At 73.5% G+C, this 17932-nt stretch carries 18 protein-coding genes; 7 read left to right on the forward strand and 11 right to left on the reverse strand.

Annotated elements, in window-relative coordinates; genetic code table 11:
- Positions 1–13: 13 nt before the first annotated feature.
- The 3 genes from AB0J74_RS21800 to AB0J74_RS21810 all read right to left on the reverse strand — a co-directional run bounded on the left by AB0J74_RS21800 (position 14) and on the right by AB0J74_RS21810 (position 3047).
- On the reverse strand, positions 14–952 hold the full coding sequence (locus AB0J74_RS21800; RefSeq protein ID WP_363450604.1) for an FAD:protein FMN transferase: 939 nt from the start codon (positions 950–952) through the stop codon (positions 14–16).
- 253 nt (positions 953–1205) lie between these two features.
- Positions 1206–1994, reverse strand: coding sequence for an ABC transporter ATP-binding protein (locus tag AB0J74_RS21805; protein WP_363450697.1), 789 nt, complete (start codon positions 1992–1994; stop codon positions 1206–1208).
- 81 nt (positions 1995–2075) lie between these two features.
- The gene (locus AB0J74_RS21810; RefSeq protein WP_363450606.1) at positions 2076–3047 is read right to left on the reverse strand and encodes an LLM class flavin-dependent oxidoreductase; all 972 of its coding nucleotides are present in this window, start codon (positions 3045–3047) and stop codon (positions 2076–2078) included.
- 39 nt (positions 3048–3086) lie between these two features.
- Here AB0J74_RS21810 and AB0J74_RS21815 point away from each other — a divergent pair, with 39 nt between their 5' ends.
- A complete protein-coding gene (locus tag AB0J74_RS21815; RefSeq protein ID WP_363450608.1) occupies positions 3087–3983 on the forward strand; it encodes a ribokinase in 897 nt (298 codons plus the stop codon).
- On the opposite strand, the gene AB0J74_RS21820 is transcribed toward AB0J74_RS21815, so the two are convergent.
- From AB0J74_RS21820 to AB0J74_RS21835, 4 genes are all read right to left on the reverse strand, one after another.
- Positions 3968–4648 carry a hypothetical protein gene (locus AB0J74_RS21820; protein ID WP_363450610.1) on the reverse strand — a complete coding sequence of 227 codons (681 nt, stop codon included), beginning with the start codon at positions 4646–4648 and terminating at the stop codon, positions 3968–3970. The genes AB0J74_RS21815 and AB0J74_RS21820 overlap by 16 nt on opposite strands.
- Before the next feature lie 37 nt (positions 4649–4685).
- Positions 4686–6308, reverse strand: a complete 1623-nt coding sequence (locus AB0J74_RS21825) for an acetolactate synthase (RefSeq protein ID WP_363450612.1) — start codon at positions 6306–6308, stop codon at positions 4686–4688.
- Between the two features lie 67 nt (positions 6309–6375).
- Positions 6376–8262, reverse strand: coding sequence for an Hsp70 family protein (locus AB0J74_RS21830; RefSeq protein WP_363450614.1), 1887 nt, complete (start codon positions 8260–8262; stop codon positions 6376–6378).
- 54 nt (positions 8263–8316) lie between these two features.
- Positions 8317–9090 carry an enoyl-CoA hydratase-related protein gene (locus AB0J74_RS21835; protein ID WP_363450616.1) on the reverse strand — a complete coding sequence of 258 codons (774 nt, stop codon included), beginning with the start codon at positions 9088–9090 and terminating at the stop codon, positions 8317–8319.
- Positions 9091–9181: 91 nt separating this feature from the next.
- Between AB0J74_RS21835 and AB0J74_RS21840 the strand changes: the two genes are divergently transcribed.
- Together AB0J74_RS21840 and AB0J74_RS21845 are read left to right on the forward strand one after the other, a co-directional pair.
- The gene (locus AB0J74_RS21840; protein ID WP_363450618.1) at positions 9182–9643 is read left to right on the forward strand and encodes a DUF6232 family protein; all 462 of its coding nucleotides are present in this window, start codon (positions 9182–9184) and stop codon (positions 9641–9643) included.
- Between the two features lie 22 nt (positions 9644–9665).
- Positions 9666–10145 carry a DUF6232 family protein gene (locus AB0J74_RS21845; protein ID WP_363450620.1) on the forward strand — a complete coding sequence of 160 codons (480 nt, stop codon included), beginning with the start codon at positions 9666–9668 and terminating at the stop codon, positions 10143–10145.
- Here the strand turns inward: AB0J74_RS21845 and AB0J74_RS21850 are convergent.
- The 4 genes from AB0J74_RS21850 to AB0J74_RS21865 all read right to left on the reverse strand — a co-directional run bounded on the left by AB0J74_RS21850 (position 10142) and on the right by AB0J74_RS21865 (position 14742).
- The gene (locus AB0J74_RS21850; RefSeq protein ID WP_363450623.1) at positions 10142–13381 is read right to left on the reverse strand and encodes a BTAD domain-containing putative transcriptional regulator; all 3240 of its coding nucleotides are present in this window, start codon (positions 13379–13381) and stop codon (positions 10142–10144) included. The genes AB0J74_RS21845 and AB0J74_RS21850 overlap by 4 nt on opposite strands.
- 201 nt (positions 13382–13582) lie before the next feature.
- Complete coding sequence (locus AB0J74_RS21855; RefSeq protein ID WP_363450626.1) at positions 13583–13975, reverse strand: PLD nuclease N-terminal domain-containing protein; 393 nt, start codon at positions 13973–13975, stop codon at positions 13583–13585.
- A gap of 61 nt (positions 13976–14036) precedes the next feature.
- Entirely contained in the window at positions 14037–14378 is a 342-nt protein-coding gene (locus AB0J74_RS21860) for a DUF202 domain-containing protein (protein WP_363450628.1), read from the reverse strand.
- Positions 14371–14742: a DUF202 domain-containing protein gene (locus AB0J74_RS21865; RefSeq protein WP_363450630.1), complete on the reverse strand. Its 372-nt coding sequence runs from the start codon at positions 14740–14742 to the stop codon at positions 14371–14373. The genes AB0J74_RS21860 and AB0J74_RS21865 overlap by 8 nt, the downstream gene beginning before the upstream one ends.
- Before the next feature lie 39 nt (positions 14743–14781).
- Between AB0J74_RS21865 and AB0J74_RS21870 the strand changes: the two genes are divergently transcribed.
- The 4 genes from AB0J74_RS21870 (at position 14782) to AB0J74_RS21885 (ending at position 17901) form a co-directional block, all read left to right on the forward strand.
- Entirely contained in the window at positions 14782–15579 is a 798-nt protein-coding gene (locus AB0J74_RS21870; protein WP_363450632.1) for a GNAT family N-acetyltransferase, read from the forward strand.
- Positions 15579–15977 (forward strand): hypothetical protein, encoded by a 399-nt coding sequence (locus tag AB0J74_RS21875; RefSeq protein ID WP_363450699.1) that lies wholly within the window; start codon positions 15579–15581, stop codon positions 15975–15977. Before AB0J74_RS21870 ends, AB0J74_RS21875 begins: the two co-directional genes overlap by 1 nt.
- A gap of 175 nt (positions 15978–16152) precedes the next feature.
- Positions 16153–16929 carry an electron transfer flavoprotein subunit beta/FixA family protein gene (locus tag AB0J74_RS21880; RefSeq protein WP_363450634.1) on the forward strand — a complete coding sequence of 259 codons (777 nt, stop codon included), beginning with the start codon at positions 16153–16155 and terminating at the stop codon, positions 16927–16929.
- A gap of 12 nt (positions 16930–16941) precedes the next feature.
- Positions 16942–17901 (forward strand): electron transfer flavoprotein subunit alpha/FixB family protein, encoded by a 960-nt coding sequence (locus tag AB0J74_RS21885; RefSeq protein WP_363450636.1) that lies wholly within the window; start codon positions 16942–16944, stop codon positions 17899–17901.
- The last annotated feature ends 31 nt before the right edge of the window (positions 17902–17932 follow it).

Consider the following 17932-nt stretch of genomic DNA (forward strand, 5'->3'; position numbering starts at 1 on the left):
GGGTGATTCGATGTCAGGTTTCGGCCGCGGCCGGCCAGGTGCCGAAGACGCGGACGGAGCGCTCGTGGCCGACCAGGCGGGCCGGTGCGGAGAGGGCCTGCAGCCACGACGGCGCGAGTTCCTCGCGGACTAGGCAGGTGTTGGCGACCGTGGTGGCGCGCAGGGCCGAGAACGCGGCCACCGTCGCCGACCGCCAGGCGTGCCGCACGGGCCGGCCGGTCTCCGGGTCGACGATGTGCTGGAGCAACTCCTCGGCGGTGTCCCAGCGCCGGTGGTGGGCGCTTGCCGTGGACACGGCCGCCCCGCCCGGCAGCCCGACGTTGGCGGCCGGGTCGACCGGGCCGTCGCGGACCAGCAGCGGCCAGCCGCCGCGTGGCGACGGGCCGGCCGTGGCCACGTCGCCGCCGATCGACACCAGGGTTCCGACGTCGAGCGTGGCGGCGATCAGCGCGGCGCACCGGTCGACCGCCCGGGCCCGCATGGTCACCGACAGGTCGAGCGTGACGCCCTCCGGGATGGTCAGGTGCTGCCCGTCGAGGCGCACCTGCTCCCAGGTCGGCGGGCGGTAGACCGCCAACTGCCCGACCTGGACGTGCCGGGTGGCGCCGGTCGTCACCAGCGCGCCGAAGTCCGGGTCGTAGCCCAGGCTGGTGAGCATCGCGCCGACCGTCGGGTCGACGTCGCCCTCGGTGTCGCGCGCCGCGGAGAGCGCCACCGCCACCAGTTCGGCCAGCAGCGGGCTGACCTCACTGCCGTCGCCGGCCGAGGCGAGTTCCGAGTCGGAGCGCATCCGGCTCGCGGCCACGTCGATCGCGTCCAACTCGCCGCGGACCAGGTCCTCCGCGCGGGCCAGCATCCCGGCGTCGGTCACCGACACCCGGACCGGCTCGTCCCACAGCGTCCACTGTGCGGTGTCGATGGTGGACGGTGCGGGGCCGGCGACGGTGAGCATCGGCCACTGGGTGAACGCCGGCGGCGGGGCCGGTGGCTCTTCCGGAGGCGCGGCCCCGGGCGGGGGGCCCTGCCCGGAACCGCGCGCGGACCCCGGCGCGGGCACCTGGCGCCGGCCGGAGTTTCCGAAGACACTGGCAACAAGAGCCACAACGAACACGCCTGCGAATACCATCGCTGCCCCCATGCGTGACGGATATCTCAGGCCTAGCGCGCATTCCTGAGCGTTTCCTGAGAGCACCCGTCCAGAGGGCCTACGCAGCGCGGGCGGTGAACCGGCCCTCCGCGCTCTGCACCACGAGCGGCTGGCCGAACGCGGCCGACAGGTGCTCCGCGGTGATCGTCTGCTCCACCGGCCCCTGTGCCACCACCGCACCCTCACGCAGCAGCAGCGCGTGGGTGAAGCCCGGCGGAATCTCCTCGACGTGGTGGGTGACCAGCACCAGCGCCGGCGCCGCCGGGTCGTCGGCCAGCGCGGTCAGCCGCTTGAGCAGGTCTTCGCGGCCGCCCAGGTCGAGCCCGGCGGCGGGCTCGTCCAGCAGCAGCAACTCCGGGTCGGTCATCAGCGCGCGGGCGATCTGCACCCGCTTGCGCTCGCCTTCGGAGAGTGTCCCGTACGTCCGGTCGACCAGCGCCGCGACGCCGAGCTGCCCGATCAGGGTGCGGGCGCGAGCCTCGTCCAGCGGGTCGTACTGCTCGCGCCAGCGGCCGACCACCGACCATGCGGCGGTGACCACGACGTCGAGCACCCGCTCCTCGCCCGGGATCCGCTCGGCCATCTTGGCGGTGGTGATGCCGATCCGGGTGCGCAGCTCCCAGACGTCGGTGCGGCCCAGCTTCTCGCCCAGCACGATCGCGCTGCCGACCGTCGGGTGCAGCTGGCCGGCCGCGATCGACAGCAGGGTGGTCTTGCCGGCGCCGTTGGGGCCGAGGATCACCCAGCGCTCGTCGGGGTAGACCGTCCAGGCGATGTCGCGCAGCAACGGGTTGCGACTGCGGGTGACGCCGATCCCGTCGAAGGAGAGCACCGCGTCGTCGATCATGTTGGTCGGCACGCGGTCATCAAATCACGCAGGCCGGCGCCGGCGGGGTGCGCCCCGCGGCCCGGCGATCCGGCACACACGTCAGCCGCCGAGCAGGGCTTCGGCGGCCAGGGTCAGATGGGCCACCGACAGGTCGGCGTCGCGCGGCGGCACGAAGACCACCGCGTCGGCGCCGGCCGCGGTGAGCCGCATGACGGCCGATCCACACTGCTCGGCGTCGCCGGTCACCGCGTAGCGGTCGACGATCTCGTCGGGCAGTGCGGCGGCGAGCGCGTCGAGGTCGCCCTTCGCGTCCGCGACGAGCTTGGCCAGCGTCTCGGCGTCGACCGGGTCGGACGGCTGCACCGGGGCGCTGAACTGCGCGGCGAGCTCGGTGCGGGCGCTGCGGGCGGCGTCGTCGAAGTCGAGGTGGGCATAGACGGTGACCCGGTGCGGGTCGGTGCGCCCGGCCTCGGCCCGGCCCTCGTCGATCCGCTCGCGGGCCCAGGCGATGTAGGCCGGCGCCGCTCCCTCGGCCAGGATCGTGCCGTCGGCGACCCGGCCGGCCAGGCGCAGCGACTTCTCGTTGCGCACCCCGGCCGAGATCAGCGGCGGCTCGGCCGGCGGGAACGCGAGCCGCACGTCGTCGAGGTCGACGTGCCGGCCGTGCATGGTGACGGTCTCGCCGTGCAGCAGCGCGCGGATCGCGGCGATGCTCTCCTCGAGCACGGCCAGCGGCGACGGGTGGTGTGCGCCGACCTGGCGGACCCACGACGGCACGCCGTGGCCGAAGCCAGGCAGGATCCGGCCGGGAAACAGGCGGCTCAGGTTGGCCAGCTCCATCGCGGCCAGCGCGGGGTTGCGGAAGGCGGCCGGCAGGATGCCGATGCCGATCTTCAGCGTCTCGGTGCTCGCGGCGGCGACCGCGGCTGCGGAGATCGCGCCGGTGAAGAAGCAGTCCTCCACGACCCACAGCTCGTCGTAGCCGAGCCGCTCGGCGAGCTGGGCGTAGGCGGGCAGGTTCTCCGGCGGGCTGTCGCAGCGGAACATGACACCGAGCGGCGGATTGTCCATGAGGAGCAGCCTGCCAGAGAACGCATACACTCGCCGACTATGAACCGGGCCCGGGTGGTCGTCGTCGGCAGCACCAATATGGATCTGGTCGCGAAGGCGCCCGTGCTGCCGAAACCGGGGGAGACCGTGCTCGGCGGGGAGTTCGCCACCATTCCCGGTGGAAAGGGCGCCAACCAGGCGATCGCCGCCAGCCGCGCGGGCGGGCAGACCCGGTTGCTCGGCGCGATCGGGTCCGACGCGTTCGGCGTGACGCTCAAGGCCCGCATCGACGCGGCGGGTGTCGACACCGGTCTGTTGCGGGTGCGCTACGGCGCGTCCGGGGTCGCGCTGATCACCGTCGACGCCGGCGGTGAGAACACGATCGTGGTCGCCCCGGGCGCCAACACCCAGTTCACCGACCTCACGGGTCCGGAGCGCGCGGCCCTGGCCGACGCCGATGTGCTGATCGCGCAGCTCGAGATCCCGGTGGAGACGGTCACCGCGGCCGCGGTCGCGGCGCACGAGGCCGGCACCCGCACGGTGCTCAACGCGGCACCGGCCCGAGCGCTGCCGGTCGACTTGCTGGCGGCTGTCGACCTGCTCGTGGTCAACGAGACCGAGGCGGTCGCGATCAGCGGCGAGCGCCGGCCCGAACCGCTGCTCGAGTCGGTGCCGCGGGTGGTGCTCACCCTCGGCCCGGAAGGCGCCTGGTATGTCGACCGCGACGGCACCTCGGTGCGGGTGCCCGGGGTGAAGGTGGCGACCGTCGACTCGACCGCGGCCGGCGACGCGTTCACCGGCGCGCTCGCCGTGGCCTGGGCCGAAGGCCGGGAGATCGTCGAGGCGGTGGGCTGGGCCTGCGCGGCCGGTGCCGCCTGCGCCCGCACGCTGGGCGCCTCGACCGCGCTGCCGACCCGCGAACAGATCGACGAGCTCTTCGGTCAGTCCAGGTCCTGACCGCGCTTCGTGAGCATCCGCAGCCCCGGGATGCCTTTGACGGCCAGCCGCAGGTCGCGGGTGATGTCGAGCAGTTCGTGGATGTCGGGGCCGACCCGGTCGAGGGTGGCCAGGATCGGCAGGATGTCTTCGTCCATGTGCTTCGTGAACCGGGGCAGCTCGTCGATCAGTCTGATCGCGGCGTCGACCTCTTCGTCGGAGAGTTGCTCGACGAAATGGCGGGCCATCGGCGCGCCGCGGCGCAGCGTCGGCGCGTAGACGCCGATCAGCTCGTCGGCCGTGCCGGCGGTGGCCTCGGCCTTGTCGACCACGCCGTTGGCCTTGAGGGCGACCGTCTCCGCGTCGCCGACCACCGCGCGGGCGCCGGCGACGACCGTGGCAACCAGCTCGACCTGCGCGGTCGCGGCGGCGCTGACCACCCGCGTGCTTTCCAGCACCGCCTCGGCCTCGGTGACGGCCGCGCCGACGCTGTCGATCAGCGCGGCGGCCCGGTCGGTCAGCCCTTCGAGCCGGTCGAGGAACGCCTCGGCCCGGTCGGCGATCCCGCTCACCCGCTTGACCAACGCCTCGATGTCGTCGAGCACGCGCAGGGCACGGGCCGGCACGGCGACGGCGGACCGGGTCAGGCCGATCACGTCGGCCGGCGTCGGGATGGGGAGAGCCATGCCGACCATTGTCCCTGGCCGGTGCGAGCGTCGCTGGTCAGGCCAGGTTGGACGACCGCGGGTAGGCGTCGGCCGGGTCGGTCAGCACGTTGACGAGGTAGGGCACGCCGGCCGCGAACGCCCGGTCGAGCGCCCCGCCGAGGTCGGCCGCCTTGGTCACCGTCTCACCGGCGCCGCCCAGCGCCTTGACGACGTCGTCGTAGCGCAGGCCGGGCTGGAGGTCGGCGGCCACGTCGTAGCCGTACATCGCCTGCATGGGGTGTTTCTCGAGGCCCCAGATGCCGTTGTTGCCGACCACGATGACCACCGGCAACTGCTGGCGGACCAGCGACTCGACATCCATCAGGGAGAAGCCGGCGGCGCCGTCGCCCATCAGCACGCAGATCTGCCGGTCGGGGTAGGTGACGCGGGCGCCCATGGCGTAACCCATGCCGGTGCCGAGACAGCCGTAGGGGCCCGGGTCGAGCCAGGTGCCGGGGAGCGAGGGCTCCAGATAACGGCCGGCGTACGAGACGAAGTCGCCGCCGTCGCCGATGGTCACCGCGTCCGGGGCGAGCACCCGGCGCAACTCGCCGTAGACCCGGGCCGGCTTGATCGGGTCGGTGTCGGCGGCCATCTCCTCCGCGTCGCGGGCCTTGCCGGCGTCTTCGGCCGTGCGCAGGTCGGCGATCCAGCTCTCGTGGTCGGCCCGGACGCCGGTGTGGTCGGCCAGCGCCGACAGGATCAGCCGCAGGTCACCGGCGGGGGAGACGACCGGGTTGACGTGGGTCGCCCGCTGCGTCGGCGCGTCGACGATGTGCACGACCTGGGCCGACCCGAAGTCGCCGAAGCTCAGCCGGAAGTCGAGCGGGGTGCCGACCACCACGATCACGTCGGCACCGCGCAGCGCGGCCCGGCGGGCCTTGGCGAAGGCGAGCGGGTGGGTCGGCGGCAGCGCGCCGCGGCCCATCCCGTTGGCGATCACCGGCACCCGCAGCGTCTCCGCCGCCTCGCGCAGGGCGGCGATCGCGTCACCGGCGTAGACGTCGGAGCCGGCGATGATCACCGGGCGCTCCGCCTCGGCGATCAGCCGGGCGGCCTTCGCGACCTCGTCGGGGTCGGGCTCGATGACCGCGACATCGGGCGCGCCGGGCGCGTCGGCCTCACCGTGGGAGAAGACGATTTCCAGCGGCAGGTCGAGGAAGACCGGGCCGCGGTGCGGGGTCAGCGCCGCGCTCAACGCGGCGCGCACCGCGCCGGGAATCTCGTCGGTGGCGAACACGGTGGAAGCGTGCTTGGTCACCGGGGCGACGAGCGGGACGTGGTCGAGTTCCTGCAGGCTGCCGGCGCCCCAGCGCATCGCCGGCGCCCGGCCGCCGATCACCATCACCGGCGAGGCGTTGAAGTGGGCGCTGGTCAGCCCGGAGATGCCGTTGGTGACGCCCGGCCCGGCGGTGAGCACCGCGAGCCCGGGCCGGCGGCGCAGCTTGGCGACCGCCTCGGCCGCGAACACGGCGGACTGCTCGTGGCGGACGTCGTAGATCGGGAAGCCGGTCTTGTGCGCCGCGTCGTAGAGCGGGAAGACGTGGCCGCCGGAGAGGGTGAACATCTCGTCGACGCCGGCCGCGCGTAGTGCCGCGAGGGCCAGCTCGCCGCCGTGGCCCTCGATCCGCTCGCTCATCAGAACTCCCGTCCTCGGTCCGCTGCGAGCACCTTACCGGTCGGTAGTGAGTAAACGTGAGAACGGCTCACCTAAGCCCGTCGAGCCAGCTCCGGATGCCGTCGACGATGTCGGTGTAGGAGTCACCGGTGGCGTAGTGGAACGCCACGACGGCGGCGACGACGGGCGTCGCGACCAGCAGAACGAGCATGAGCAGAGCGCGCAGGAAGCGGGCGAAGCCGCCACCGCGGCGGCGGGCCGCGGCGGGTCGGGCTGGGCGGTCGCGGTCCCCGTCGTCCCAGACTGGCGGGCGCTCGTCGCGGCGGGCCGGCACCGGGTCGGGGTAGACCTGCGGCTCGTCATAGCCGGACAGCGCGTAGAGGTCGGAGACCAGGGCCGGCTCGGCCAACGTGTCGCGGCCGAAGCGGGACGGGCGGTTGGCCTTCGCCGCCTTCACCGGCACGGCGGCCCGGCCGGGCGGGTAGGCCGCGGGCGGTGGGAGCGGCTCGGTCGGTGACGGACGGTGGCCGTTGCGCGACGGTGCGACGCCGGATCCTCCGTTGGCCGCGCCGGTCGGCGCTCCTGATGGTCCGTTGGTCGGCACCGTCGCCGACCCTGGTGGGCCGGTGACCGGCGCTCCCGATGGTCCGTTGGTCGGCACCGCCGCCCTTGGTGGGCCGCTGGCCGGCGCTCCCGATGGGAAGCTGGTGGGCGTCGCCGGCGGGCCGCTGGGCGCCGCGGCGTTCGCGCCGGGCGACCCCGCGGGCGAGACCGGCGCGATCTTGGTCGGCTGCGGTATCGGGCCGTCGGCCGGCTCGATGATCTTCGGGAACTGGCCGGTCACCGGGACCGCGCCGGCGGCGCTGGCCAGCATCGCGGTCGAGGCCAGCACGCTGCCCTCGGCCACCACGAGTTCGGGCTGTTCGATCACCACCGGGGGCTCGCCCAGCTCCCGGTGCAGCAGGGTGGCCAGCAGCGGGATGCGGCTGGACCCGCCGACCAGGAACACCCCGGCCCGGTTGCCGGCCGGCAGCGCGGCGGCCTCGATCACCGACTTGGTCACCTGCACGGTGCGGGCCAGGATCGGCGTCGCCACCCGCTCCAACTCGGCGCGGGTCAGGTGCGCCTCGACGTCGCACAGCGGGATCACCAGGTCGGCCGACGGGCTGCGGGACAACCGCTCCTTCGCGACGCGTACGTCGTCCCACAGTTGCCGCTTGGCCCGCCGGTCCTCGACCGTCGCCGGTGACCGCAGCCGCGCCCAGGCCTCGGGATGGGCCGGCGCGTAGGTGGCCGCCAGATGCTCGACCAGGGCCGCGTCGACGTCGAGCCCGCCCAGGTCGGCACGGCCGTCGACGGCCAGCACCTCGAAGCCCTCGGCCCGGCGCACCACGACGCTCGCGTCGAACGTGCCGGCGCCGAAGTCGTGCACCACCACGGCCGAGCCGATCGGCACCTCGCGGCCGAGCACCTCGGCGAAATAGGTGGCCGCGGCGACCGGCTCGGCGACCAGCCGGCCGTTGCCCAGCCCGGCCCTGGCAGCGGCGTCGGAGAGCAGCGCCCTGCGGGTCGCACCCCAGGTCGCGGGGCAGGTCAGGGTCAGCGTGGGCGGGGTCTCGGCGGTCACCTCGCCGGTGGTCAGGTCGCCGATCGTGCGGCGCCACTCCTCGGCCAGCCGGGACAGCACCGCGGCGACCAGGTCGACCAGCGGCAGGTCGCGCTCGCCGAGCAGGACGGTGCCGTCGTCGACGTGGCGCTTCGGGTTGGGCTCGAAGCGGGCCGGGTCGAGCCGGGAGCTGTGCACCGCGTCGCGGCCGGCCACCAGCGGCGCGTCGCCCGGCGGCGCGTAGACCGCCGAGGGCAGCAGCGGCGAGCCGTCGACCAGCAGCGGGCGCACCCGGCCGTCGGGCCAGCGCACCACGGCCACCGTGTGCGAGGTCCCGAAATCGACCCCCAGCGCGGCCCCCGGTGACATGCAGCCGAGCCTACCGGTGCCGCGCCCGTCGCCCGGCGATGTCGATCAGGGTGGTCAGCGGCCGGTGAAGTCCGGTTTGCGCTTTTCGACGAAGGCCGCCATGCCCTCGCGCCGGTCGTCGGTCGCGAACAGCGCGGCGAAGAGCTGGCTCTCCCAGGCCAGGGCCGAGGTGAGATCCATCTCCAGGCCGCCGTCGATCGCCACCTTGGCCGCCCGGATGGCCTGGGCCGGCCCGGAGAGGTAGGGCCGGATCAGCTCGACCGCGGCCGGGTAGACCTCGGCGGCCGGCACGACCTGGTCGGCCAGCCCGATCCGCAGCGCCTCGGCGGCGTCGACCATCCGGCCCGACAGGACGATGTCTTTGGCCCGGGCCGGGCCGACCAGCCGGGCCAGCCGCTGGGTGCCGCCGGCGCCCGGGATGATGCCCAGCTTGATCTCGGGCTGGCCGAGCTTGGCGTCGTCGGCGACGACCCGCCAGTCGCAGGCCAGGGCCAGCTCGCAGCCGCCGCCGAGGGCGTAACCAGTGATCGCGGCGACGACCGGCTTGGGGATGCGGGCCACCGCGCCGAGCGCCGCCGACAGGTCGGCCGCCCGGCTCGACATGTCCACGTAGGACATGTTGGCCATCTCCTTGATGTCGGCGCCGGCGGCGAAGACCTTCTCGCCCCCGTACACGATGACGGCGCGGACGCTGTCGTCCGCGGTCGCCTCCGTGGCCGCGGCCCGGATCTCCTCCTGCACCTGGGTGTTGAGCGCGTTCATCGGGGGCCGGTCGAGCCGGATCGTGCCGATGCCGTCGTTCTTCTCCAGCCGGACGAGATCGCCCACGTCACACCTCCATGTGCTTCTGGCGTTCGAGACACATTACGGGGTCCGCGGTTGGGTACCTTTGAGGCACGGCCCTTTCTGGTGGGTAGGGATGATCATTTATTACCACGACCGCGCGGTGCGGGTCACGTCGCAGGCGATCCAGGTCGCCGGGCGCAGCTACCCGCTGACCACGCTGTCGCGGGTCTGGCACCGGCGCGGCGAGCGGTCGTGGGGCACCGTCGCCGGCCGCGGCGCGATCGGGGTCGCCCTGATCGCCCCGCTGGTCGCCGCCGCGATCGGCATCGTGATCGCGTTGCGCCTGCACACCTCGACCAGCACCACGGTGTTGATCGTCGGCGGCTCGGTGCTGGTCGGCCTGGCCGCCGCTCCGCTCGCCGACTTCCTGCTCGGCCGCCTCGACCTGTCCTATTCGAAGGGTGCCCGGCCGCTGGAGATCTGGGCCGAGGTCGGCGGCCGGCCGACCCTGCTGGTGCGCACCGCCGACGCGCTGAAGTTCGGGCAGATCTACCGGGCGCTGCAACGGGCGATCGAGGCCGCGCCGAGGTATTGACGGAGGCGGTTTTGCTGGAGTGGTGACCGTCTACTTCCGCGATCAGAGCGTCCAGGTGACGTCCGATGCGGTGCGGGTCGACGGCACCACCTATCCGGTGGCGGCTTTGCAGATGGTCTGGCACCGCCGTGGCCCCGGCACGACCCGCACGATGTCTCGCCGGTTCGGCCGGGGCGTCCTCATCCTGGTCATCTCGATCCTGCCGCTCGCGGCGATCGTGTGCGCCATCTCTCTCGTCTACTCCGCTACGGACCGGTCGGCCTGGGGGCTGGCGATCGTCGTGCTCGCCGCGGGGTTGGTCGGCGCGCTGGTGCTGGCCCCGTTCGCCGAGATCCCGCTCGGCTGGCTCGACCGCTCCTACGACCGCGGCACCGTGGTCAGCGAACTCTGGGTGCGTTACGCGGGGGAAGACCGGTTGCTCCTGCGTACGACCAACACGCTGCGCTTCGGTCAGATCTACCGTGCCGTGCAGCGTGCCGTCGAACAGCACCACCCCCGTTAGGCGTGCGCCCGGCTCAACCGCGCCTGTGCGGCGGCCGCCAGGGGTGAGGCGAGGTCGGTGTAGAGGTTGCGCGCCTTGATCCACATCTCGGTGCCCGACTCGACGTCGCCCCACTCGACCAGCAGGTCGCCGAGCAGCAGCAGGGCGGCCGCGATGCCCGGCCGGTGGCCCGCCTTCCGGTGGATCGCCAGAGCGCCGCGCACGTGTTGGACGGCGACCGGTGGCACGCCCAGGTCGTGTGCGCAGCTCGCCAGCACCCGCAGCGCCTGCCCTTCGAGGATCCGGAAGCCGGACTGGCGGGCCAGCTCGAGCGCGGTCTCGGCCAGTTCCTGACCGTCGGTCGGGCGGCCCTGCTCGCGGCGCACGTCGGCCAGCGTGGCCAGCGCGCCGATCTCGGTGTGCGGGTAGGCGGCCCGGCGCGCCAGCCGGATCGCCTCGTCGAGCGCGTCGGCGGCCAGGTCGAGGTCGTCGTGGCCGTGGTAGGCCACCCCGAGCGCCTTGTGCGCGTCGGCCAGCAGCCGGGACCGCTCGGTCTCGACGCCGATCTCGACCGCCCGCCGGGCCGTGCGGATCGCTTCCTCGCCCTCGCCGCAGGCGGCCTGCACCTGGGCGATCGCGCACAGGACGTCGCCCTCGGTTCGCCGGTTGCCGTTGCGGGTGGCCATCCGCAACGCCCGGGTGAGCGCGCGCCGCGCCTGCTTGTAGCGGCCCTGCTCGGAGCGGATCAGGCCGAGGCCGAGGAACGCGATCGCCGACGACTGGGGCCAGCCCGCGGCCCGGTGCAGCCCCAGCGCGCGATGCAGCACCTGGGCCGACTCGTCGAGCCGGCCCAACGCCCAGTAGAGGCCGGAGAGGTTGCCCAGCACCGTCGCCTCGGCGGTGCGGTTCTCGTTGCGCTGCGCGACCTCGATGCTGCCCTGGAACAGCTCGATCGCATCCAGCAGCCGGCCGTTGCGCCAGTAGAGCAGCGCCAGGTTGCCCATCACGCCGCCCTCGCCGGTCTGCCAGCCGCTGGACCGGGCCAGCTCGAGCGCGCGGCGGTAGTGCGGCTCGGCGGCCGGCAGGTCGGAGCGCTGTGCGTGCAGGTCGCCCAGGCTGATCTCGGCGGACGCGGTGCCCATCGGGTCGTCGTCGGCGGTCGCCGCGGCCAGCGCCGCTTCGGCGATCGCCCGCCACTCGGTCGGGCTGCCGGTCGACCAGAGCAGCGGGCGCAGCGCGTCGGCCAGCCGCACGGCCACCGGGCGCGGGCCGTGTTGCGCCGCGACCGCCACCGTCGGGACCAGGTTGGGCAGCTCGGCGGTGATCCAGTCGACCGCGTCGGCGGCGCTGGGGAACGCGGTGGGCGGCGTCGCCCGCGCGGTCGCCGGGAGCCGGGAGAACTCCGGGTAGACCAGCCTGCTGGCCGCGTCGACGTGGTCGAGGTACCAGCCGAAGAGCCGGGCGCGCGCGGCGTCGTGGTCGGGCTCGTCGGCCGCCAGCCGGCCGCGGGCGTATTCGGCGACCAGGTCGTGCAGGCCGTAGCGGCCGGTGCCGCGCTCGGTGACCAGGCTGGCGGCGACCAGCGGGTCGAGCGCCGGGCCGACGTCGGGGGTGTCGGCCAGAGCGGCCGCCAGCTCGGCACCGAACTCGGCGCCGGGCACCAGGGCGAGCAACCGGAACAGCCGCCGGGCGGGCTCGGCGAGGGCCGCGTAGCTCAGGTCGAACGCGGCCGAGACGGTGGCCGCGGCGTCGTGCTCGATGCCGAGGCCGGCCAACCGGTCGCCGGCGCGCAGCCGCTGGTTGTAGGTCGCGATCGGCGCCCGCTTGCCGGTGTCGACCTGTGCGGCGGCGATCCGCAGCGCGAGCGGGAGGTGCCCGGCGAGCGCGGCGAGGTCGGCCGCGGCAGCGGGCTCGCGGGCCACCACGTCGGCGCCGAGCAGGCGGCCGAGCAGCGCGCTGGAGGTGGCCGGGGGCAGCACGTCGAGGGGCAGCGCGACCGCGCCGTCGACCGCGACCAGGCCGGCGAGACGGTTGCGGCTGGTCACCAGCGTCACGCTGCCGTCGCCGGCCGGCAGCAGCGGCCGCACCTGGTCGGCGTGCTCGGCGTTGTCGAGCAGCACCAGCAGTCGCTTGTCGGCGGTGACGGTGCGGTAGACCTGCACCGCCTCGTCGAGGTCGGCCGGCGTGCTGGCCGCCGGCACGCCGAACGCGGCCAGGAACCGGCCGATGACCTCGACCGGGCGCAGCGACCGGGCCTGGGCCCAGCCGCGCAGGTCGATCGCGAGCTGGCCGTCGGGGAACCGGCGGCGGACGCGGTGTCCCCACTGGACGGCCAGGGTGGTCTTGCCGACCCCGGCCATGCCGGAGACGACCACCGCGACCGGTGCGCCTCCCTCGTCGCCGACCAGCGTGTCGAGCCGGCGCAGGGCCTGGTCGCGGCCGAGGAAGGTGCGCGCCGGCGCTGGGAGCTGGGCCGGCGCGGTGCGCTCGTGGGCCGCGGCGCGGAGGATCCGCCGGTGCAACTCGCGCAGGTTGTCGCCGGGGTCGACGCCCAGCTCGTCGGCGAGCAGCCGGCGGGTCCGCTCGTAGGCGGCCAGCGCCTCGCCGCGCCGGTCGGCCCGGGCCAGCGCGGTCATCAGCTGGCCCTGGAGCCGCTCGCGCAGCGGGTGTTGCTCGGCGACGGTGCGCACCTCGGCGACGATCTCGCGGTGCAGCCCGAGCTCGATCTCCAGCTCGAAACAGTCTTCATAGGCCGCCAGCCGCAGCTCGTGCAGCCGGGCCGCCTCGGCGCGGACCCGGTCGCCGTAGTCGTCGCCCTCGTAGGCCGCAGTGCCACGCCACAAGCCGAGCGCCTTGCGCAGCACCTTGCGGGCGTCTTCGCCCGCCGAGTCGAGGTGCAGCCGCCGGGCCTGCGCCAGTAGCGTCTGGAACGCGTCCGCGTCGAGCCGGCCGGGCGGCACGACGAGCTGGTAGCCGGCCGGTTCGCGGTGCAGGGCCTCGTCACCGAGCGCCTTGCGGAGGTGGTGGACGAGCACCCGGATCGCACCGCGCCGGGTCTCCTCGGCGGCACCCTTCTCCCACAACGCCTCGGCCAGCGCGGCGACCGACACGGTGCGGTTGGCGTCGACGAGTAGGTTGGCGAGCACCACGCGAACCTGGCGGGCGGCCAGCACGACCACCTCTGGATCGGCACGCTGCGTGTGCGCATCAGGCTCTGCCCGCAGCACGCGCAGCGGGCCCAGCACTTCGAACCGCATGGGCATCTCCCAGTTGTTACCATGGCAAAGACGGCTACTCACGTTAGCGCACGCGCGCTACCTCTTGCCGGTTCAGCCAACGCAGAACCAACGCCGGCCCTGCACAGTGGGCACTGGCCGCACCGCCCTGGGCGCAACCGGCCGCCGAGGGGGGTGACGCGGCCAACGGGGGGCCGCGTCTTCCCTCTGCCCGCCGCCGGGTCAGCCGCGCGGCGGGTCTTCTTTTTCCCGCCGCAAGTTTTCCTCGCGCCTGCGTAGGTCGGCTTCCCACCGCTCGAACATCTCGCGGTCGCCGGTGGGCGCATTGATGGAGCGCAGGAACTCGGGATCGTCGTCGGGCGCCTTCTGGCGCGGCCGCTCGGACTCGGGGAAGCCGTTGCCGGCCCGCCACTGGCCCGCCGGCCGGTGCCCGTCGTGGCGACCCGCGACGAACCACGCGATGCCGCCGACCAGGGGGAAGAACAGGATGATGAGCACCCACGCGACCCGCGGCAGGGCGCGGATCTCGCCCTCGTCGGCCGAGAGACAACTGATCAGCGCCGCGACCGCCAGCACGAGCTGGGCCACGAAGAGAAGACCGTAGAGGCGCACCATGCGGACATGATGGACCGTCGGCACCCACCGTGGCGACCCCGTACCGTTGCCAAAACGGTTGTCAAAGCGTGAAGACCATCAACAAGCCGAGAATCGCATAGCCGGGTACGAGCAGAGCGGCCGTCACCAGCACCCGCGGCGTCACCGGCGACACCGGCCGCGACCTGCCGGTGAGCTGGCGGATGCGGCGCAGTGTCCACAGCCCGCCCAGCGCCCAACCGGCGATGGCGACCACGGCGAACACCGCACCCGGCGCACCGTGCCGGACCCCGAAGCGGGCGGCGAGCACGGCGGTCACGGACAGGGTCAGCACCGTGCGGCTCCACGCCAGCCGGGTGCGGATCCACGCCACCCCGGTGTCGCGGATCCGGAAGTCGGCCGACTCCGGGGCACCCTCAGGCACGGGCGGCCTGCACCAGCACGGCGGCCACCAGCAACAGCGCGCCGATCGCGACCAGGATGGACAGGAAGGCCGGGAACCGGGAGGGCGGCAGGTCGCGCTTCTGCCGCATCGCCCGCTCCGTCCGGGCCCAGTGGTCGACGGCGCGCAGCGCCACGAAGCCGCCCAGCACCAGCAGCGCCACCGCGATCACCTCGCGCAGGTGTGCGACGCCGAGCACCGGCAGGAACTGGGCGGCGGCCAGTCCACCAGCCACCAGCGCGAGGGCGGTGCGGATCCAGGCCAGGAACGTGCGCTCGTTGGCCAGCGAGAACCGGTAGTCCGGCGTCTCGCCCACGTCCTGGGGGTCGAACCACCGCTTGATCACGTTTCGATTATCTGTCGACGGGTGCCATAACCTGTACCAGTGACGGATCTCGACGCCGCGACGCTGCGCGCCGCCTATGACGCCCAGTTGCGCACCGTCGACCCCGACGTGCCCGGCGTGACGTTCGAGGTGGACGGTCCGGTGCACCGCGGCTACGGCTCGCCCGGCGGCGGGTTCGTGGTCTACCGCGACCTCGGCGGCCTGGCCGGCGCCGACCTCGACGCGCTGATCGCGCGGCAGCGCGACTTCTTCGCGGCCCGCGGTGAAGCGGTCGAGTGGAAGCTGCACGCCCACGACGAGCCGGCCGACCTGGGCACCCGCCTCGAGGCGCACGGGTTCGTGCCGCAGGAGCGGGAGACCGTCGTGATCGGCGCGATCGCGCCGCTGGCGGCCGCCCTGCCGGTGCCGCCGCCCGGCGTCCGGTTGCGCGAGGTGAGCGAGCGCGCCGACCTCGACCGGATCGCCCGGCTGGAGGCCGCGGTCTGGGGCGACGACCGCGGCTGGATCGCCGACATGCTGGCCGACGAGATCGCCGGGCATCCCGCCGCGATCACCGTCGTCGTGGCCGAAGACGAGCAGACCAACGAGATGGTCAGCGCCGGCTGGATCCGGTTCGTGCCGGGCACCGCGTTCGCGACGCTCTGGGGTGGCAGCACGCTGGCCGCCTACCGGGGCCGCGGCATCTACCGGGCGCTGGTCGCACACCGGGCGCGGCTGGCCGACGCCAACGGCTACACGCTGCTCCAGGTCGACGCGTCCGACGACAGCCGGCCGATCCTGGAGCGGCTGGGTTTTGTGGCGGTCACCACCACGACCCCCTACGTCTACCATCCGTGATCGTGACTGAGCTGACCGATCACGAGCGGGCGACGCTGAAACGCGCCGCCTTCGGCGTGGTCTATCTCGTTTCCAGTGCCGATCCGGGTTTTCTGTCGATGGTGCGCGAGAGCGTGGCCGCCTCCGGCGCTTTCACCGGCGCCCGGGGCCTGGCCCGCGACGTGCTGACCAGCGGCGCGCTGCCCAGGCTGCCGCGCAAGGACCCGGGCCGGGTGGAGGCCGAGGTGCTGCCAGCGTTGACCGAGTCGCTGGCGATCCTGCGCGCGAAGGCGCCCGACGAGGTCGACAACTACCGCGACGCGGTGCTCTCGGCGGCGCAGCGGGCGGCCGAAGCGGCCCGCGGCATCAACCCCTCGGAAGCCGCGGTCCTGGCCAAGGTGCGTGCCGCGCTCGCCTGACGGCCGTGAGCCGTGTCACGCTGATGCCCTGCGAAGCGTAAGCTACTGGCGGGTAAGTTAGCTCTCGGTGGCAGGTGGGCAACTCCACACCCCCCTGCGATTGACCGGGCATTCCGGCGCCCGGCAGGCTGCGGCCTAGCGTGCGTTAACCAACCAGGAGGGTCGTCGAAACGCGATGAACATCGTCGTCCTCGTCAAGCAGGTGCCTGACTCCGGCTCGGAGCGCAACCTGGCTGGCGACAACACGGTCGACCGCAGGTCGGCCAACAACGTCATCAACGAGATGGACGAGTACGCCATCGAGGAGGCGTTGCGGATCCAGGAGGCGCACGGCGGCGAGGTGACGGTCCTGTCGATGGGTCCGGAGCGGGCCGCGGAGTCGATCCGCAAGGCGCTGTCGATGGGCCCCGACAAGGCGGTCCACGTGATCGACGACGCGCTGCACGGTTCCTGCGCGGTGGCCACCTCGAAGGTGCTGGCCGCGGCGCTCGGCACGCTCAACCCCGACCTGATCATCGCGGGCGCGGAATCGACCGACGGCCGGGTGCAGGTGCTCCCGCACATGATCGCCGAGCGGCTCGGCGTCGCGGCGCTGACCGGCGCCCGGAAGCTGACCGTCGACGGCGGCACGCTGACCATCGAACGGCAGACCGAGGAGGGGTACGAGATCGTCACGGCGTCGACCCCCGCGGTGGTGTCGGTGTGGGACACGATCAACGACCCGCGCTACCCCTCGTTCAAGGGGATCATGGCGGCCAAGAAGAAGCCGGTGCAGACCCTGGCCCTGGCCGACCTGGGTGTCGACGCCGGCGAGGTGGGCTTCGCGGGTGCGACCTCCGAGGTCGTCGAGCACGCGAAGCGCCCGGCCCGCTCCGGCGGCCAGAAGGTCACCGACGACGGCGCCGGCGGCACCGCGCTCGTCGAGTTCCTGTCGTCCGAGAAGTTCGTCTGAGGAGGCGCAGTCATGGCTGAGGTACTGGTCCTGGTCGAGGCCACCCGCGAACACGCCGTCAAGAAGGTCACCCTGGAACTGCTGACGCTGGCCCGTACGCTGGGCTCGCCGTCGGCCGTCGTGTTCGGCGCCACCGGCGCCGCCGCGGCGATGGCCGACAAGCTCGGCGAATACGGCGCGGAGAAGATCTACGCCGGTGAGGGCGACGACATCGACGGGCACCTGGTCGCGCCGAAGGCCACCACGCTGGCCGAGCTGGTCAAGCGGGTGCAGCCGGCGGCGGTGCTGCTGCCGTCGACCCAGGAAGGCAAGGAGATCGCCGGCCGGCTTGCCGTCAAGCTCGACAACGGCCTGCTCACCGACGCGGTCGAGCTGACCGCCGAGGGCGTCGCCACCCAGCCCGCGTTCGCCGGTCAGGTCATCGTCAAGTCCCGGGTCACCCGGGGCATCCCGCTGGCCACGATCCGGCCGAACTCGTTGACCCCGATCCCGGCGGCGGCGACGCCGCAGGTCGAGGCGCTCGAGGTCACTGTCGGCGACGCCGACAAGCTGGCCAGGGTGGTCGACCGGGTGGTCGAGCAGAAGGGCTCCCGGCCCGAGCTGACCGAGGCGTCCGTGGTCGTCTCCGGTGGTCGCGGTGTCGGCAGCGGCGACAACTTCAAGCTCGTCGAGGAGCTCGCCGACCTGCTCGGCGGTGCCGTCGGCGCGTCCCGGGCCGCGGTCGACTCCGGCTTCTACCCGCACCAGTTCCAGGTCGGTCAGACCGGCAAGACCGTCTCGCCGCAGCTCTACGTCGCGCTGGGCATCTCCGGCGCGATCCAGCACCGGGCGGGCATGCAGACCTCGAAGACCATCGTGGCGGTCAACAAGGACCCCGAGGCACCGATCTTCGAGCTGGCCGACTTCGGCGTCGTCGGCGACCTCTTCAAGGTGGTTCCGCAGGCCGCCGAGGAGATCCGCAAGCGCAAGTAGCAGTCCCACCGCCCGGCCACGCCAACGTGGC

Source organism: Asanoa sp. NPDC049573 (assembly GCF_040676615.1).
Taxonomy (GTDB): Bacteria; Actinomycetota; Actinomycetes; order Mycobacteriales; family Micromonosporaceae; genus Asanoa.

What these genes read in the sequence shown, in the direction of transcription:
- AB0J74_RS21885 (WP_363450636.1), top strand. Translation starts at nt 16,942, where the DNA reads ATGGCTGAGGTACTGGTCCTGGTCGAGGCCACCCGCGAACACGCCGTC.
- AB0J74_RS21850 (WP_363450623.1), bottom strand. Translation starts at nt 13,381, where the DNA reads ATGCGGTTCGAAGTGCTGGGCCCGCTGCGCGTGCTGCGGGCAGAGCCT.
- AB0J74_RS21825 (WP_363450612.1), bottom strand. Translation starts at nt 6,308, where the DNA reads ATGAGCGAGCGGATCGAGGGCCACGGCGGCGAGCTGGCCCTCGCGGCA.
- AB0J74_RS21840 (WP_363450618.1), top strand. Translation starts at nt 9,182, where the DNA reads ATGATCATTTATTACCACGACCGCGCGGTGCGGGTCACGTCGCAGGCG.
- AB0J74_RS21815 (WP_363450608.1), top strand. Translation starts at nt 3,087, where the DNA reads ATGAACCGGGCCCGGGTGGTCGTCGTCGGCAGCACCAATATGGATCTG.
- AB0J74_RS21805 (WP_363450697.1), bottom strand. Translation starts at nt 1,994, where the DNA reads ATGATCGACGACGCGGTGCTCTCCTTCGACGGGATCGGCGTCACCCGC.
- AB0J74_RS21830 (WP_363450614.1), bottom strand. Translation starts at nt 8,262, where the DNA reads ATGTCACCGGGGGCCGCGCTGGGGGTCGATTTCGGGACCTCGCACACG.
- AB0J74_RS21855 (WP_363450626.1), bottom strand. Translation starts at nt 13,975, where the DNA reads ATGGTGCGCCTCTACGGTCTTCTCTTCGTGGCCCAGCTCGTGCTGGCG.
- AB0J74_RS21800 (WP_363450604.1), bottom strand. Translation starts at nt 952, where the DNA reads ATGCTCACCGTCGCCGGCCCCGCACCGTCCACCATCGACACCGCACAG.
- AB0J74_RS21880 (WP_363450634.1), top strand. Translation starts at nt 16,153, where the DNA reads ATGAACATCGTCGTCCTCGTCAAGCAGGTGCCTGACTCCGGCTCGGAG.
- AB0J74_RS21810 (WP_363450606.1), bottom strand. Translation starts at nt 3,047, where the DNA reads ATGGACAATCCGCCGCTCGGTGTCATGTTCCGCTGCGACAGCCCGCCG.
- AB0J74_RS21820 (WP_363450610.1), bottom strand. Translation starts at nt 4,648, where the DNA reads ATGGCTCTCCCCATCCCGACGCCGGCCGACGTGATCGGCCTGACCCGG.